The following is a 14,582-nucleotide window of genomic DNA, read 5'->3' on the forward strand; positions in this document are numbered from 1 at the left end:
TCCGGGGGGCAGCACCCCCCGGCTCACATCACGCCGTAAAGCCCGGCTTGGCCGTGAACTGCGCGGCTTCCTCGATCACGCCGCCGACGCGGAACAGGGTTTCCTCGTCGAACGGCTTGCCGATGAGCTGCAGGCCCAGCGGCAGACCGTCGGCGCCCAGGCCGGCGGGCAGGCTCATGCCCGGCAGCCCGGCCAGGTTCACCGTCACCGTGAACACGTCGTTCAGGTACATCTGCACCGGATCGTCGGAATTCTCGCCGATGGCGAAGGCACCGCTGGGAGCGGTGGGCGTCAGGATGACGTCGCAGGACTGGAACGCCGCGTCGAAATCGCCCTTGATGCGGGTCCGCACCTTCTGCGCCTTGACGTAATAGGCGTCGTAATAGCCCGCCGACAGCACATAGGTGCCGATCAGGATGCGGCGGCGCACTTCCTTGCCGAAGCCGGCGCCGCGGGTGTTCTCGTACAGCTCGTTCAGCGAGCCGCCATCGACCCGCAGGCCGAAGCGCACGCCGTCATAGCGGGCGAGGTTGGACGAGCATTCCGCCGGGGCCACGATGTAATAGGTGGGCAGCGCGTATTTGGTGTGCGGCAGGCTGATGTCCACCGGCACCGCACCGGCGGCCTTCAGCCACTCAATGCCCTTCTGCCACATGGCCTCGATCTCGGCGGACATGCCGGGGATGCGGTATTCCTTGGGAATGCCGACGCGCAGGCCGCGGATGTCGCCGGTCAGCGCCTTTTCGAAATCGGGCACCGGGATATCGACGCTGGTGCTGTCCTTGGGATCGAAACCGGCCATGGACCGCAGCATGATGGCGCAGTCGCGCACCGTGCGGGCCATCGGCCCCGCCTGATCCAGCGAGGAGGCGTAGGCGATGATGCCCCAGCGCGAGCAGCGGCCATAGGTCGGCTTGATGCCGGTGATGCCGCAGTACGCCGCCGGCTGGCGGATCGAGCCGCCGGTGTCGGTGCCGGTGGCGCCCAGCGCCGCGCGTGCCGCGACCACTGCCGCCGACCCGCCCGACGAGCCGCCGGGCACCAGCTTGCGCGTCCAGGTCTCCGGCGTGCCGGGGGTCCAGGGGTTCACCACGTCGCCGTGGTAGCTGGTGGTGTTGGACGAGCCCATGGCGAATTCGTCCAGGTTCACCTTGCCCAGCATCACCGCCCCGTCGCGCCACAGGTTGGCGGTGACGGTGGATTCGTACGGCGGGACGAAGCCGTCCAGGATGTGGCTGGCCGCGGTGGTCGCCACGCCCTTGGTGCAGAACAGATCCTTGACCGCGATGGGCAGACCGTCCATCGGCCCCGCCTCCCCCTTCGCCCGGCGGGCGTCGGAAGCCTTGGCCATCGCCAGCGCCTGTTCCGGCGTCTCGGTGATGTAGGCGTTCAGGGGGCGGATCTTTTCCATCGCCGCGACGTGGGCGGCGGTCAGCTCGGCTGCGGAAAAGCTCTTGTCGGCCAGACCCGTCAGGGCCTCGGCCATGGTCAGGTGCGTAAGCTCGGTCATTATTCGACCACCTTCGGGACCACGAAGTAACCCTCGGCCGTTTCGGGGCCGTTCTGCAGCACGGCGTCGGCGTAGCCGCCGTCCGTCACCACGTCGGCCCGGCGGCGCAGCGTCTGCGCGGCGGTGCTGGCCATCGGCGGGACGTTGCCGGTATCGACTTCGTTCAATTGCTCGATGAAGCCCAGGATCTGGCTCAGTTCGCCGGCCAGATGATCCAGTTCTTCCTCGGGCACCCGAATGCGGGCCAGATGCGCGATCTTGGCCACGGTGGCCTTGTCGAGCGACATGCCTGTTACTCTCTTCCGCGACGTCAACAATCAAGGCCGCGAGGCTATCACCCGCCGCGCGGCAGAGCAACGCCGCGCGCCACACCGATGGGCGGCGCGCGGCGTTTCCGGTCCGGGCAGGCCCCCCGCGGGGGCCGCCGCCCTTACTTGGAACGGATGACGGGGGTGAGCTGGTCGCCCCAGTTGCCCGATTCGTTGTGGTAACGGGCCGTGCGCATCAGCTCGACGGTGATGCCGAGATCGACGGCCTTGACCACGGATTCGTTCAGACGGTGCAGGTTGTTGGCAAGAATGCGGATGGCGCTTTCCTGCTCGGGCGTCAGGGCCGAACCTTCATCCGGCGGCGCATCCTGAAAGCCTTTGGTGCTCATCGTGGCTTTTCCTTCCCCTGGTTCGTGGTGGCATCACGCCCACCATGGCAAAAGTCTTTAACACATTGGCGGTGCAGCACAAGCCCGCGCAACGTCCGTCTTTCGCACGGTCCCCTTTGCACACCACCCCGCATCCGGCCTACGCTGATGGTCCGACCACCACAGATCCCGCCGTCAAGGAAAGATCCGATGACCACCGCTCCTCTCTCCGTCGCGTTCCTGGGCCTGGGCGTCATGGGCGGCCCCATGGCCGGGCATCTGGCCAAGGCCGGCCATGCCGTGACCGTGAGCAACCGCACCCAGGCCAAGGCCGACGCCTGGGCCGCTCAGCATCCGGGCCGGGCCGCCCCCTCGCCGGAATCGGCGGTGGCCGGGGCCGACATCGTGTTCATGTGCGTGGGCGGCGACGACGACGTGCGCGCCGTGGGCGGTGCGGCCCTGGCGGCCATGAAGCCGGGGGCCGTGCTGGTGGACCACACCACCGCGTCGGCCCAGGTGGCCCGCGAGATGGCGGACAAGGCGGCCAGCACCGGCCATCACTTCCTCGACGCCCCCGTGTCGGGCGGCCAGGCGGGGGCCGAGAACGGCGTGCTGACCGTCATGGTGGGCGGCGACCCGGCGGTGTTCGAACGGGTCAAGCCGGTGATGGACGCCTACAGCCGGTCCGTCGTGCTGATGGGGCCGGCGGGGGCCGGGCAATTGACCAAGATGGTCAACCAGATCTGCATCGCCGGCCTGCTCCAGGGGCTGTCGGAGGCGCTGGCCTTTGCCGGCAAGGCGGGACTCGACGCCAAGCGCGCGCTCGACGTCATTTCCAAGGGGGCGGCGCAGTCGTGGCAGATGGAAAACCGCGGCCACACCATGGTCGATGACCGCTTCGACTTCGGCTTCGCCGTCGATTGGATGCGCAAGGATCTGGGCATCTGCCTGGACGAGGCGCGGGCCAACGGCGCCACCCTGCCCATGACGGCGCTGGTGGACCAGTTCTATGGCGATGTGCAGGCGATGGGCGGGGGCCGCTGGGACACCTCCAGCCTCATCAAGCGTCTGCGGGGCTGATCCTCAACCTGCAAACTCGTGACGGGGTTGCGGAATGTGCTATCACTCCGATCCAGCCCCGTCACCGTTACGGGCCGTCATCCGTCCAGGAGAGTTTTCGTGAGCGCCGACACCCATGCCCCCGGTCCTCAGGACATCGCCCCCGCGCCCGACGACGCGCTGGTGCTGGCGCTGCCCAAGGGGCGCATCCTGAAGGAGCTGCGGCCGTTGCTGACCCACGCCGGCATCGTGCCGGAAGCGGAGTTCGACAACGACAACAGCCGCCTGTTGCGTTTCGCCACCAACGTCCCGAACCTCAGCATCATCCGGGTGCGGTCGTTCGACGTGGCGACCTTCGTGGCGTTCGGGGCGGCGCATCTGGGCGTGGCCGGCAACGACGTCCTGATGGAATTCGATTACCCCGAGATCTACGCGCCGCTGGATCTGGGCATCGGCCATTGCCGCCTGTCGGTCGCCGAGCCGAAAGAGCTGATGGAAAACGACGACCCGTCGCGGTGGAGCCATGTGCGCGTCGCCACCAAATACCCCGAGGTGACCAAGCGGCACTTTGCCGCGCGGGGTGTCCAGGCCGAGTGCATCAAGCTGAACGGCGCCATGGAACTGGCCCCTACGCTGGGCCTGTGCCGGCGCATCGTGGATCTGGTGTCCACCGGCTCGACGCTGAAGGCCAACGGGCTGGTGGAGGTGGAGAACATCGCCGAGGTGTCCTCCCGCCTGATCGTCAACCGCGCCGCGTTCAAGACGCGGCCCGATGAAATCTCCAACTGGATCGAACGTTTCCGGGAGGCCGTGAATGCCGCTCAGGCTTGATATCCGCGACGCCGGTTTCGCCCAGGGTTTCACCACCCTGCTCCACGCCAAGCGCGAGGTGAGCGAGGATGTCCAGGCCATCGTCCACGGCATTCTGGACGACGTGCGCACCCGCGGCGACGACGCCCTGATCGACTACACCGCGCGCTTCGACCGCATGACGCTCACCGCGGACCGCCTGCGCATCGGCGCGGACGAGGTGCAGGCGGCGCTGACCCGGTGCAGTGCGGAGCTTCTGGCCGCCCTCGACCTGGCGGCGGAGCGGATCGAGGCGTTCCACCGCATCCAGCTTCCCGGCGTCACCGATTACCGCGATGCCGCGGGCGTGCGGCTGGGGGCGCGCTGGACCGCCGTGGGGGCCGCCGGCCTCTACGTGCCGGGCGGCACGGCATCCTACCCGTCGTCGGTGCTGATGAACGCGCTGCCGGCCCGCGTGGCGGGGGTGGAGCGGATCGTCATGGTGGTGCCCACCCCCGACGACACGCTGAACCCGCTGGTGCTGGCCGCCGCCCACCGCTGCGGCATCACCGAGATCTACCGCATCGGCGGGGCGCAGGCGGTGGGGGCGCTGGCCTACGGCACCGCCACCATCCGGCCGGTGGACAAGATCGTCGGTCCCGGCAACGCCTTCGTCGCCGCGGCCAAGCGGCAGGTCTACGGCACCGTCGGCATCGACAGCATCGCCGGCCCGTCGGAAATCCTGGTGGTGGCCGATGGAAAGAACGATCCCGCCTGGATCGCCGCCGACCTGCTGTCGCAGGCCGAGCACGACACCTCGGCCCAGGCCATCCTGATCACCGACGACGCGGGCTTCGCCGATGCGGTGGCCGCGGCGGTGGACGATCACCTGACCCGCCTGAACCGCCCGGCCATCGCCGGGGAAAGCTGGCGCGAACACGGGGCGATCATCCTGGTGCGCGACCTGTTGGCCGATGCCCCGGCGCTGGTGGACCAGTTGGCGCCCGAGCATCTGGAACTGGCGGTGGACGACCCGGACGCGCTGGCGGCCACCATCCGCAACGCCGGCGCCATCTTCCTGGGCCGCTACACGCCGGAAGCCATCGGCGATTACGTGGCCGGGCCGAACCACGTGCTGCCCACCGCGCGCAGCGCCCGCTTCTCCTCCGGCCTCAACGTGCTGGATTTCATGAAGCGGACCACCTTCGTCGCGTGCGACGCCCGATCCCTGAACGCCATCGGCCCGGCGGCGGTGACGCTGGCCGAATCGGAAGGGCTGGGGGCGCACGCCCTGTCCGTGGCCATCCGCCTGAAGGGAGGCACCGCGTGAGCGCCAAGACCAGCCGCCGCATCGTTCACGTCACCCTGGACGAAAAGACCGTCGTCCGCCGCAAGCCGGAGGTGGAGCACGAACGTGCCGTCGCCATCTTCGACCTGCTGGAGGAAAACGAATTCTGCCTGTGCGACCACGCGGAGGCCGGTCCCTATCACCTGCACCTGTCCATCGAGGACAACCGGCTGATCTTCGACGTGCGCGACAGCGACGACGGCGGGCTGGACAAGGTGGTGCTGCCGATCACCGGGTTCCGGTCGATCGTGCGCGACTATTTCATCATCTGCGAGAGCTATTACAACGCCATCAAGAAGGCCACGCCGTCCCAGATCGAAGCGGTCGATATGGGGCGCCGCGGCCTGCACAACGAAGGCTCGGAACTGCTGCGCGAGCGGCTGGCGGGCAAGGTGGATCTGGACCTGCAGACGGCGCGGCGGCTGTTCACGCTGATCTGCGTCCTGCACATTCGCGGCTGAACGGCAACGGCGGAACGGCGTTTCTCATGGCCCATGTCCTACAGCCGCTTCCCGTGGGCAGCGTGCTGTTCGCCTGCACCTACAACATGATCCGGTCGCCCATGGCGGCGGGGCTGCTGCGCCATTTCCTGGGCCACAAGATCTTTGTGGATTCCGCCGGGGTGCGGGATGCGGACGAGATCGACCCCTTCGTCGTCGCGGTGATGGAGGAGCTGGGCATCGACCTGTCCCGCCATGTCTGCAAGACGTTCGAGGAGCTGGAGGACACCTCCTTCGACCTCATCATCTCCCTGTCGCCGGAAGCGCAGCACCGGGCCATCGAAATGACCCGCACCATGGCCTGCGACGTGGAATTCTGGCCCACCTTCGACCCCACCCTGGTGGACGGCAACCGCCATGCCATGCTGGAGGCGTACCGCAAGGTGCGCGACGGGCTGCTGGAACGGGTGAAGGAGCGCTTCCCCCTCAGCCGCGGACCCAGCGTCTAGGGACTATATGACGGTTTTTTGTCGTTAAAATTATATTTTTATCACTACGCGATAAATAGGGAATTGACTCCCCCGCCGCCCGGCTGTAGAAACAGGGACAGACGGGACCACCGTCTCGCGGGAATTTGACCTCAGCAGCTTGCGCCGCGTCACCAAACGCTAAAGCGCCACGATACCGTCGTGGGTCTTTGTCCGATTTTGGATTGTCAGGAGACTCCGGGCATGACCACCCTTTTGCTTGCCCCCGGCATGATTGTGAAGCGCCGCTCCCCCGCCCCTCCGATGAGCCGGCTGTGTCCCATGTGTGGCCCCTGTGGAACCGGGATGCGTTGCGGCTGTTGAGCCGCGCATCCCATTCCCATGGGCTGTCCCCATGGCCCCTACCGATCTGTTCTCTGACGAATCAAGCCGGGCGGACGCTTGTGAGCGCCCCGGTGCAGGAGCGACGACCATGACCAACACCAACGCTTTCGCCATCGAAGTCCACGGAACCCCCGCCGGTCTGGTGGTGGGTGGGCACGGCGGCTACACCTTCTTCGCGTCCGACTGGGCGTTCAAGGAACTGGACCGCCGGGTGTTCCGCCACGTCCGCCACGCCGAACGCGCCGCCGCCCAGGTGCTGGCCGGCAAGCCCCTGGCCCGCAGCCGGTAACCGATACCGCGCCACGGATCACGCACACGAAAATGGCCCCGCACGGGTGTTCCCCGCGCGGGGCCGTCTTTTTTCATGCTGGGGTCCGGGGGATGCGGATCACACCGTGACCGACACCCGCCCGCCGGATGACGCGCCGGCACTGCCGGAAACGCCCGCCGCGGGGACGGCGGTGCCCACCGCCGGCACGCTTCCCGTTCCGCCCCCCTGCCCGCCCAGCGTGGCGGCGGCCTGATAGAGGGCGGCGGCGGACGTGCCGGAGCCGCGGTTGCCGGTGGCGGAAAAGCCCCCCGCCGTGCGGCCATCGGTGGCTGTGCCGTCCGTCTGGCCGGTGGCGGGCGTCTCCCCGCTCCGTCTGTTGACGGTGGCACCCTGGCCGGATGCGGAATCGTGGCTCAGATTGGCGCGGCGGTATTCCTCCACCACCTGCTCGGCGGGGATCTGGTCGCGGGTGGCGCCGGTGTCGGGGTCGCGGTAGAACAGCACGGCCAGCCGGGCCGCCTGATCGTAGCGGACGACCGGGCTGATGTAGATGAAGCCGGAGCTTGCTCCGGCGGCGCCGGACGAATCACCCGTGGATGCCGCCGCCCCGGAGGCAACGGCACTGCTTCCCGCACCGGCGCTGGACGCGCTCCGCGGGGTGGCGGCGGCGGAACGTGCCAACGCGATGCTGTCGATCGCTTTGACGTCCATGGCTGCCTCCGCTCAACCGGCTGCGAAAGACCGCGAACGGATCGATCAGACCACGATGTTCAGGTTGTTGCCGCGGGTGGCGGTGACCTGTCCGGGGCTGGGCGGCTGGTTGTTGGCCGCCTGTGCATCGCGGGTGCTGTTGCTGTTGTCCTGCGATTGCTGATTGGGATCCTGAACCTGCTGAACGGACGCCGTGGGGCCGCTCTGCAGCGCCGTGGTGGAGGGCTGATAGCCACCGTACCCACCATAGCCGCCGACACCGTTGATGCCCATCGCCCTCTCCCTCGCACGAGTGGATAACACCCGGTTAAAAAGGGTAGGCAAAAAATGCCCATTGCGCAAGGGATCAAACGCCGCATGGGCACGCATGGCCGGTCAGCCCGGCGGGGATCAGTCCTCCGGCCAGAAGGCTTCATCCATGAGTTGTTCGAACGGCCAGGGGCAGGTTGCAGGGAAGGGTGCTGCGGACAGGCCGGTTTCCGCGGCCGCTTCACGGCGTGCTCGCCGATAGGATGCCTCAACCGATTCCGGGAGCCGGCCCTTGAGGCTGGGGTTATCCGCCAAATGATCAATCAGATCATCCCGCGTGTTGGCAATGGACGCCTCCCACAACGTGCCCCGCCGGCTTGGCTGATACTGCCACTTCAGCAGGTGGGGCACGAGCACCGTCAGCCGGCTGACCAATTCGCGCTTTTCACTGCGGCCCATGCTCCCGATCTCCTCAGCGATGTTCGCGATGTCGGCGGCGGACAGTTTCCCCGCCCGGAGCAAGGCCGCCTGTTCATTGGCCCAGGCGTAGAAGCCGCTTTCGTAGAGGCTCGTGCCCATAACGAGATCTCCTCGTCCTCATTCTCGGGTTCATCCCTGCGCGTTCAGGGGAAAGCGATTCGCCGGCATGGTCGGTGATTCCCTGGGGGTTCATCCCTGCGCGTGCAGGGGAAAGACCTTTCCCAGCTCTTCCACGACATAGGCTTCGGGTTCATCCCTGCGCGTGCAGGGGAAAGAATTTCGCCCAGGCGTCCAACATGCTGTAGCTGGGTTCATCCCTGCGCGTGCAGGGGAAAGGGTGGCTGGAACAGCCTGTTCTCAAACGTACTTTTTTCCAGAGTCTTGCACTGGTCTTGCCGATTTCCGCGTTCTGTCAGTAACGCAACAACTCGCAAGAGGGCCGTTCCCGCGGCACAAGACGCCACGGGGGGATGGGGTGGTTCTGGTGCGCCACATTATTCACAATATTGAGGACCGGCCACGCCCATACGGGGCGTGATGTGACGATACCGTGCCTTCCGGGGCACCGTCAACCGGGCGCCCGTGGGGGAACCGCCGCCGTCCCCCGTTCAGATGGCGTCACCGGCGGGGAGAACGGGGGCCTGTTCGGCGCGGATCATGTCGGCCAGGGCCGCGGGGGCCATGGGGCGGCCGAACAGATAGCCCTGCAACAGGTCGCAGCCGATGGAGCGCAGGAACCGCTGCTGCTCGGCGGTTTCCACCCCCTCGGCCACGGTGACCAGCCCCAGACCGTGGGCCATGCCGACGGCGGCGCGGACCAGCGCCACGTTCTTGGCGTTTTCCGGCACGTCCACCACGAACGCGCGGTCGATCTTCAGCTTGGCCACCGGCAACTGCTGCACATAGCTGAGCGAGGAATAGCCCGAGCCGAAATCGTCGATGGCCACCTGCACGCCGATGCTTTCCAGCTCGCCCAGGGTGCGCACCGCCGCCTTCAGGTCGCGCACCGCCGCCTGTTCGGTGATCTCCAGCCCCAGATGGTGCTGAAGCTGCGGGTGGTCCCGCAGCAGTTCCTGAAGCCGGTGGGTCAGGTTGCCGCGCAGGAACTGCTGGCCCGAGATGTTCATGAACACCCGGTCGGGCAGCACCCCGTCGGCCTCCCACGCCAGCATCTGGTGGACGGCGGTGGTCAGAACCCAATCGGTGATGGGAACGATCAGCCCGCTTTCCTCGGCCACCGGGATGAATTCCGCCGGGGAAATGGCGCCCAGGGAATTGTGGGTCCAGCGCAGCAGCGCTTCGGCACTCTTCACATGGCCGGTGGCCGCATCGACGATGGGCTGATAGACCAGATGCAGCTCGTTGCGTTCGATGGCGTGGGCCAGATGCATGGTCAGCAGCATCCGGCGGGTGGCGGCGGCGGCCATCTCGGGCGTGTAGAAACAGACGGAGTTGCCGCCGTTGTGCTGCACCGCCTGCAACGCCAGCTTGGCCTTGGTGTTCAGCTCTTCCAGCCGCTGCACCGTCTCGTCGCAGATGGCGCCCCCCACCGACACCCGCAGGCGCACCCAGTGGCGTTCGGCGTAGATGGAGGCGGTCAGGCGGTCGTGCAGGGTGTGGGCCAGTTCCTGCGCTTCCTGCCCGCCCGGCACCCGCGACAGGGCGGCGAATTCGTCGGCGGCGATGCGGCAGATGTAGGTTTCCTTGGGCAGCACCTCCATCACCCGGCTGACCAGCGCCTTCAGCGCCGCGTCGCCGACGTGGAAGCCGAACGCCTCGTTCACGTCGCTGAACTGGTCCACGTCCAGGGTGTAGAGGGCGTAACACCCCTCCATCCCCGGCACGTTGCGGGAATTGGCCAGCACCGATTCGCATTCGTCGAGAAAGGCGCTGCGGGTCAGCACGCCGGTCAGGGCGTCGTGGCGGGCCAGGTATGTCGCCCGCTGTTCCGCTTCCAGCCGGTCGGAGATGTCGCGGATGACGCCGACGAACACCACCTCGCCGTTGATGCGCGCCTCGCCCACGCTGAGGTGGATGGGAAAGACGGCGCCGCTCTTGCGCTTGCCCAGGGAATCCCGCCCGATCCCGATGATTTTGGGCCGGGCGGTGTCCATGTAGGAATCGATGTACTTGTGATGATCGCGGGAGAACGGCGGCGGCATCAGCACCGACAGGTTCTGGCCCAGAAGCTCGTCCGCCTCGTACCCGAACTGCTGGCAGCACGCCTGATTGATGGTGCGGATGACGCCGGCGCGGTCGGCGATGACCACCCCGTCCACCACCGCGTTCAGCACCGTGTTCACGAACGGGTCGCGGCGCAGCAGGAAATCGGCGATGCGCTGGCGGTCGGTGATGTCGTGCAGCAGCCCCAGAAACCCGACCGTGCCGTCGTCGTGCCGGTGGGGCACCACCCCGCCGGTCAGCAGCCGGTGGCCGCCGTCGGGCAGGTTCAGCACCACGTCCACCGGGCTGGCGGCGGCGGCGGCGCGCGCCTCGTCCACCGCGCGGGCCAGGGCGGCGGCGGCCGGGTGGGCGATCTCGGCCAGCAGCCGCCCGGCCAGAACCGCGGCGGCGTCCGCCCCCCCGTCCTGTTCGGCCAGCAGCCGCCCGGCCGGGCCGTTCAGATGGCGGATGTGCCCATGGGCATCCAGATAGAACAGCGCCTGGGGCGTGTGGTCCAGCAGGCTGCGCGCCAGCGACGCCAGGAACGCCACCTCCGGCATATCCGACGGGGCGCAGGGCGAACAGGGTGCCCGATATCCGCCCGCCGGCTGCGCCGGCACGGATCGCATGGATGCTGCCGAACCCGTTTCCACCATCAACCCTCGTGTTCTAGCGCCGCCCCCGGCCCCTGCCCTTGCGGTGGCCGGAACGTTCCTGGCAGCGGCAACCCGTCACAACCGGCACCGGCACCCCCCGCCGCCATCCGTGACCGGTGATACCCGTCAAAAGGCATATAACCTGCGAAAGGTATAGCCATGACTAATGTTCGGAGCAACCGAAACGCGCACGCGTTACGAAATCCCTTGTCTCTCAATAAGAACTAACCGGCCCGCCTCTGCAAGAGTGTAAACATCCATTAGGAATGAAAGAGCGAAATTTTGTTGCAATGCAGCTCTTCGCTCACCCGGTTCCTTCGGGGCGGCAACAGAGGGCTGCTCCCGGCGCATACGATTGTGAAGCGTTTACCGCGCGCCCTCCTCCACCATGCGGTGCAGAAGCCCGATGTTCTGCTGCAAACAGGATTGCAGTTCATAGCCGTCTTGGGCCGTCTTTCGCGCCGCAGAACGGATCGCGTCGAAGGCACGCGGGTCCGCCAGCACATCCACCACCCGCGCAGCCAGGGCGGCGGGATCGAAGAACGGGGTCAGCAGCCCGTTCTCCCCATCGCGGATCACCTCCCGCACGGGGGCCGTGTCGGACGCGACGATGGCGCAGCCCATGGCCATGGATTCCAGCATCGACCATGACAGCACGAAGGGATAGGTCAGATAGACGTGGACCGTGGAAACCGACAGCACGGCCATATACTGCTCATAGGGAAGATGGCCCAGGAAATGAACGCGGGAGGTGTCGGCCTCCACCTCCTTCAGCATGGCTTCCCGCCAGGTCTTGGCATCTTTGGGCGGGGAGCCGTAGCTCACCTCGTCGCCGCCCACCACCAGCACGGTGGCGCCGGGCCGCGCCGCGCAGATGGCCGGCACCGCACGCATGAAGGTGGGGAAACCGCGGTAGGGCTCCAGGTTGCGGGCCACATAGGTCACCACCTCGTCCCCCGGACGCAGAACCCGCCCGTCCGGCAGGGGCACGGCGGCGGCCGGGTCGGGCTGAAGCCGCCGGGTGTCGATGCCTTCGTGGATCACCGCGATCTTGGGCTGAAACGCGGGCGGATGGGTGGAGCGCTGCCAATGGGTGGGAGCGATGCCGCGGTCGCACGCCTCCAGCGCGTGCAGAAGCGGGGTCGCACGCAGGCGCAGGGCCAGACGCGAATCGAGGCTGGGGGCAAAGGACGGATCGAAGCCGAAATCCTGCCCCTCGGGCCGGTAATAATATTCGCAATAGTTGAGATAGGGGGTACGGGGGAAGACGTCCTTGACGAACAGGGTCTCCCCCCATCCCGGATGGCCGGCGATGACGTCGGGGACGAAGCCGCCGTTCTTCAGCGTCAGCAGCATCTTCGCCACCTCCTGCCCGTGATACACGGCCTCCTGGGTGGAGCGCAGGTACAGGTGGGGCTTGGCGTCCGTCTTGCGGGTGGCATAGATCATGCGCCGGACGTTCGGCAGGGGCCGGTCGCCCCGCTTGGTGATGAACACCACCTGATTGGCCGGATCGGCGGCAAGGGCGGCGGCCAGATGCTTGTACTGGCCCGGCATGTTCTGATGGATGAAGACAGCTTTCACGGATTCCCACACCACGCTGACGGCCTGGAACATCCCGGTACGGGACGCCACGGGCGATGAACCATCTTTCTAAATAAAGTGGTTGTGGCGGCGAAAACCAAGCGCTCCACGGCATACAGGGCCGGGCGGGTCAGCGCAGCAGCATTTCCTGCACCAGCACCTTGCGCACGCGCAAGGGACGCAGCTCCTGATTGGCGGCATGGGCGACCACGCTCTTGACCACCGTCACCCCTTCCGCCCCGTTCAGGTCGTCGGCGCCCACGTCGGCCATGCGGGACGACACCGTGTTGGCGATGCGCGGCACATAGGATGCGATGAGGTCGCGGTCCACATCCCCCGGCATTTCCAGCACCAGCCGCACCCGAAGCTGGCGGAACCGCAGCCCGTCGGGCATGGCGAATTCCATGGCCGGCATCTTCACATAGATGTGGCCCGCCGCCGCCTGACTGATGCCCCGCGACGGCTTGACCGGGCCGATGCCGAACACGGTGGCCGTCCCCCACCCCAGCCCGGCCAGACACGCCAGCGCCGCCACCAGCATCAGGATGAGCCGCAGCGGCGACCGTTCCGCCGGAAGCGCCGGGGGCGGCACCTCCCGCTCGGCGCGCAGGCGGGCCGACGGCAGCGGGCGTGGGGGGAACGGGACCGGTGGCGGCGGAACCGGGGCGGCGGCGGTGCCGGGGGTCTCCGGCACGGGCTGCACCGCCTCGCCCGGAGGGGCGGCGGCGGGGGAAACGGGCGCGGGTTCACGCGGCGGTGCGCTGACCTCCGCCTCCCCGGACCCTCCCACAAGAAGTATTGCCGCCTTCATCATTCCCCCGCAGCCCGGCTGCTCTGGGGGAAAGGTTAGGCCGTTCCCCACGGCCCGTCAAATAAAGGCTTTTGATACTGTTCCGATCCTTTTCTAAGGTATCGAAACAATACCCTTTATTTGTCCTTTTTAAATTCCGTCTTTCACCGCGCGGGCCAGGGCGGCGAAACCGGCCACGTCCACCTCTTCCGCCCGTGCGGTGGGGGGGATGCCGGCGGCGGCCAGCAGGGCTTCGGCGTTGCCCAGCGCCTTCAGGCTCTGGCGCAGCATCTTGCGCCGCTGGCCGAAGGCGGCGGCGGTCACCGCCTCCATGGTGCGCCAGTCCGCCGGCTCCGGGTTGGCGCGGGGGGTCAGGCGCACGACGGTGGATTCCACCTTGGGCGGCGGGGTGAATGCCTGCGGCGGCAGGGTCAGCAGCGGCTGCACCTCCGCGCGCCAGTTGGTGATGACCGACAGCCGGCCATAGCTCTTGCTGCCCGGACGGGCCAGCAGCCGGTCGGCCACCTCCTTCTGGAACATCAGGGTCAGGCTGGCATAGTCCTCGATCCGCTTCAGCCAGCCGATCAGCAGCGGGGTCGCCACGTTGTACGGCAGGTTGGCGACGATGGCGCGGGGGGCGGGCACCAGATCCACCGGGTCCACGGTCAGCGCGTCGGCCTCGACGATGGACAGCCGGCCCGCCGCCGCCGCCACCACGTCGCCCAGCGCCTCGATGAAGCGGGTGTCGCGTTCCACCGCCACCAGCCGGGCGGCGGGGGATGCCAGGATGGCGCGGGTCAGCCCCCCCGGCCCCGGCCCCACCTCCACCACCGAGGTGCCGGGGGCGATGGCCGCCCCGCGCACGATGCGCCCCGTCAGGTTGAGGTCGAGCAGGAAGTTCTGCCCCAGCGCCTTGCGCGCGCCCAGGCCGTGCCGGGCGATCACCTCCCGCAGGGGCGGCAGGGCGAAGGGGTCGAAGGCGGGCGGGGTGGCGGGGGCATCGGCGGGGGTATCAGCGGTCAT

Annotated in this window: 16 protein-coding genes; 6 read left to right on the forward strand and 10 right to left on the reverse strand. The window is 67.7% G+C overall.

What is annotated here, in order from left to right; all coding sequences use genetic code 11:
- Window positions 1–28 precede the first annotated feature (28 nt).
- The 3 genes from gatA to M2352_RS13290 form a co-directional block, all read right to left on the reverse strand.
- Window positions 29–1,510 (reverse strand): Asp-tRNA(Asn)/Glu-tRNA(Gln) amidotransferase subunit GatA, encoded by a 1,482-nt coding sequence (gatA, locus tag M2352_RS13280; RefSeq protein WP_264664953.1) that lies wholly within the window; start codon window positions 1,508–1,510, stop codon window positions 29–31.
- Window positions 1,510–1,797, reverse strand: a complete 288-nt coding sequence (gene gatC / locus M2352_RS13285; protein ID WP_264664954.1) for an Asp-tRNA(Asn)/Glu-tRNA(Gln) amidotransferase subunit GatC — start codon at window positions 1,795–1,797, stop codon at window positions 1,510–1,512. The genes gatA and gatC overlap by 1 nt, the downstream gene beginning before the upstream one ends.
- Before the next feature lie 143 nt (window positions 1,798–1,940).
- Window positions 1,941–2,168, reverse strand: coding sequence for an SMc00767 family acetate metabolism repressor (locus M2352_RS13290; RefSeq protein ID WP_264664955.1), 228 nt, complete (start codon window positions 2,166–2,168; stop codon window positions 1,941–1,943).
- Between the two features lie 189 nt (window positions 2,169–2,357).
- Between M2352_RS13290 and M2352_RS13295 the strand changes: the two genes are divergently transcribed.
- From M2352_RS13295 to M2352_RS13320, 6 genes are all read left to right on the forward strand, one after another.
- Complete coding sequence (locus M2352_RS13295) at window positions 2,358–3,227, forward strand: NAD(P)-dependent oxidoreductase (RefSeq protein WP_264664956.1); 870 nt, start codon at window positions 2,358–2,360, stop codon at window positions 3,225–3,227.
- Window positions 3,228–3,326: 99 nt separating this feature from the next.
- Entirely contained in the window at window positions 3,327–4,037 is a 711-nt protein-coding gene (hisG, locus tag M2352_RS13300; protein WP_264664957.1) for an ATP phosphoribosyltransferase, read from the forward strand.
- The gene (gene hisD, locus M2352_RS13305; RefSeq protein WP_264664958.1) at window positions 4,021–5,325 is read left to right on the forward strand and encodes a histidinol dehydrogenase; all 1,305 of its coding nucleotides are present in this window, start codon (window positions 4,021–4,023) and stop codon (window positions 5,323–5,325) included. The genes hisG and hisD overlap by 17 nt, the downstream gene beginning before the upstream one ends.
- The gene (locus M2352_RS13310) at window positions 5,322–5,804 is read left to right on the forward strand and encodes a UPF0262 family protein (RefSeq protein ID WP_264664959.1); all 483 of its coding nucleotides are present in this window, start codon (window positions 5,322–5,324) and stop codon (window positions 5,802–5,804) included. The genes hisD and M2352_RS13310 overlap by 4 nt, the downstream gene beginning before the upstream one ends.
- A 26-nt stretch (window positions 5,805–5,830) precedes the next feature.
- A complete protein-coding gene (locus M2352_RS13315) occupies window positions 5,831–6,292 on the forward strand; it encodes an arsenate-mycothiol transferase ArsC (protein WP_264664960.1) in 462 nt (153 codons plus the stop codon).
- 451 nt (window positions 6,293–6,743) lie between these two features.
- Window positions 6,744–6,944, forward strand: coding sequence for a hypothetical protein (locus M2352_RS13320; RefSeq protein ID WP_264664961.1), 201 nt, complete (start codon window positions 6,744–6,746; stop codon window positions 6,942–6,944).
- A gap of 99 nt (window positions 6,945–7,043) precedes the next feature.
- Here M2352_RS13320 and M2352_RS13325 read toward each other — a convergent pair whose 3' ends face one another.
- From M2352_RS13325 to rsmA, 7 genes are all read right to left on the reverse strand, one after another.
- Entirely contained in the window at window positions 7,044–7,637 is a 594-nt protein-coding gene (locus M2352_RS13325; RefSeq protein ID WP_264664962.1) for a hypothetical protein, read from the reverse strand.
- A 45-nt stretch (window positions 7,638–7,682) separates the two neighbouring features.
- The gene (locus tag M2352_RS13330; RefSeq protein ID WP_264664963.1) at window positions 7,683–7,910 is read right to left on the reverse strand and encodes a hypothetical protein; all 228 of its coding nucleotides are present in this window, start codon (window positions 7,908–7,910) and stop codon (window positions 7,683–7,685) included.
- Between the two features lie 117 nt (window positions 7,911–8,027).
- Entirely contained in the window at window positions 8,028–8,465 is a 438-nt protein-coding gene (locus M2352_RS13335) for a DUF29 domain-containing protein (RefSeq protein WP_264664964.1), read from the reverse strand.
- Between the two features lie 509 nt (window positions 8,466–8,974).
- Complete coding sequence (locus M2352_RS13340) at window positions 8,975–11,089, reverse strand: putative bifunctional diguanylate cyclase/phosphodiesterase (RefSeq protein WP_264665363.1); 2,115 nt, start codon at window positions 11,087–11,089, stop codon at window positions 8,975–8,977.
- 462 nt (window positions 11,090–11,551) lie between these two features.
- Window positions 11,552–12,820: a glycosyltransferase family 4 protein gene (locus M2352_RS13345; RefSeq protein ID WP_264664965.1), complete on the reverse strand. Its 1,269-nt coding sequence runs from the start codon at window positions 12,818–12,820 to the stop codon at window positions 11,552–11,554.
- A 79-nt stretch (window positions 12,821–12,899) separates the two neighbouring features.
- The gene (locus M2352_RS13350) at window positions 12,900–13,463 is read right to left on the reverse strand and encodes a flagellar basal body-associated FliL family protein (RefSeq protein ID WP_264664966.1); all 564 of its coding nucleotides are present in this window, start codon (window positions 13,461–13,463) and stop codon (window positions 12,900–12,902) included.
- Window positions 13,464–13,709: 246 nt separating this feature from the next.
- The gene (rsmA, locus tag M2352_RS13355; RefSeq protein WP_264664967.1) at window positions 13,710–14,582 is read right to left on the reverse strand and encodes a 16S rRNA (adenine(1518)-N(6)/adenine(1519)-N(6))-dimethyltransferase RsmA; all 873 of its coding nucleotides are present in this window, start codon (window positions 14,580–14,582) and stop codon (window positions 13,710–13,712) included.

Origin of the sequence: Azospirillum fermentarium (assembly GCF_025961205.1) — a bacterium.
In the GTDB taxonomy this organism is placed as follows: Bacteria; Pseudomonadota; Alphaproteobacteria; order Azospirillales; family Azospirillaceae; genus Azospirillum; species Azospirillum fermentarium.

Excerpts from the sequence above, each read along its gene's own strand:
- gatA (WP_264664953.1), bottom strand. The coding sequence starts at position 1,510 with ATGACCGAGCTTACGCACCTGACCATGGCCGAGGCCCTGACGGGTCTG.
- gatC (WP_264664954.1), bottom strand. The coding sequence starts at position 1,797 with ATGTCGCTCGACAAGGCCACCGTGGCCAAGATCGCGCATCTGGCCCGC.
- M2352_RS13290 (WP_264664955.1), bottom strand. The coding sequence starts at position 2,168 with ATGAGCACCAAAGGCTTTCAGGATGCGCCGCCGGATGAAGGTTCGGCC.
- M2352_RS13295 (WP_264664956.1), top strand. The coding sequence starts at position 2,358 with ATGACCACCGCTCCTCTCTCCGTCGCGTTCCTGGGCCTGGGCGTCATG.
- hisD (WP_264664958.1), top strand. The coding sequence starts at position 4,021 with ATGCCGCTCAGGCTTGATATCCGCGACGCCGGTTTCGCCCAGGGTTTC.
- M2352_RS13315 (WP_264664960.1), top strand. The coding sequence starts at position 5,831 with ATGGCCCATGTCCTACAGCCGCTTCCCGTGGGCAGCGTGCTGTTCGCC.
- M2352_RS13320 (WP_264664961.1), top strand. The coding sequence starts at position 6,744 with ATGACCAACACCAACGCTTTCGCCATCGAAGTCCACGGAACCCCCGCC.
- M2352_RS13325 (WP_264664962.1), bottom strand. The coding sequence starts at position 7,637 with ATGGACGTCAAAGCGATCGACAGCATCGCGTTGGCACGTTCCGCCGCC.
- M2352_RS13330 (WP_264664963.1), bottom strand. The coding sequence starts at position 7,910 with ATGGGCATCAACGGTGTCGGCGGCTATGGTGGGTACGGTGGCTATCAG.
- M2352_RS13335 (WP_264664964.1), bottom strand. The coding sequence starts at position 8,465 with ATGGGCACGAGCCTCTACGAAAGCGGCTTCTACGCCTGGGCCAATGAA.
- M2352_RS13340 (WP_264665363.1), bottom strand. The coding sequence starts at position 11,089 with ATGCCGGAGGTGGCGTTCCTGGCGTCGCTGGCGCGCAGCCTGCTGGAC.
- rsmA (WP_264664967.1), bottom strand. The coding sequence starts at position 14,582 with ATGACCGCTGATACCCCCGCCGATGCCCCCGCCACCCCGCCCGCCTTC.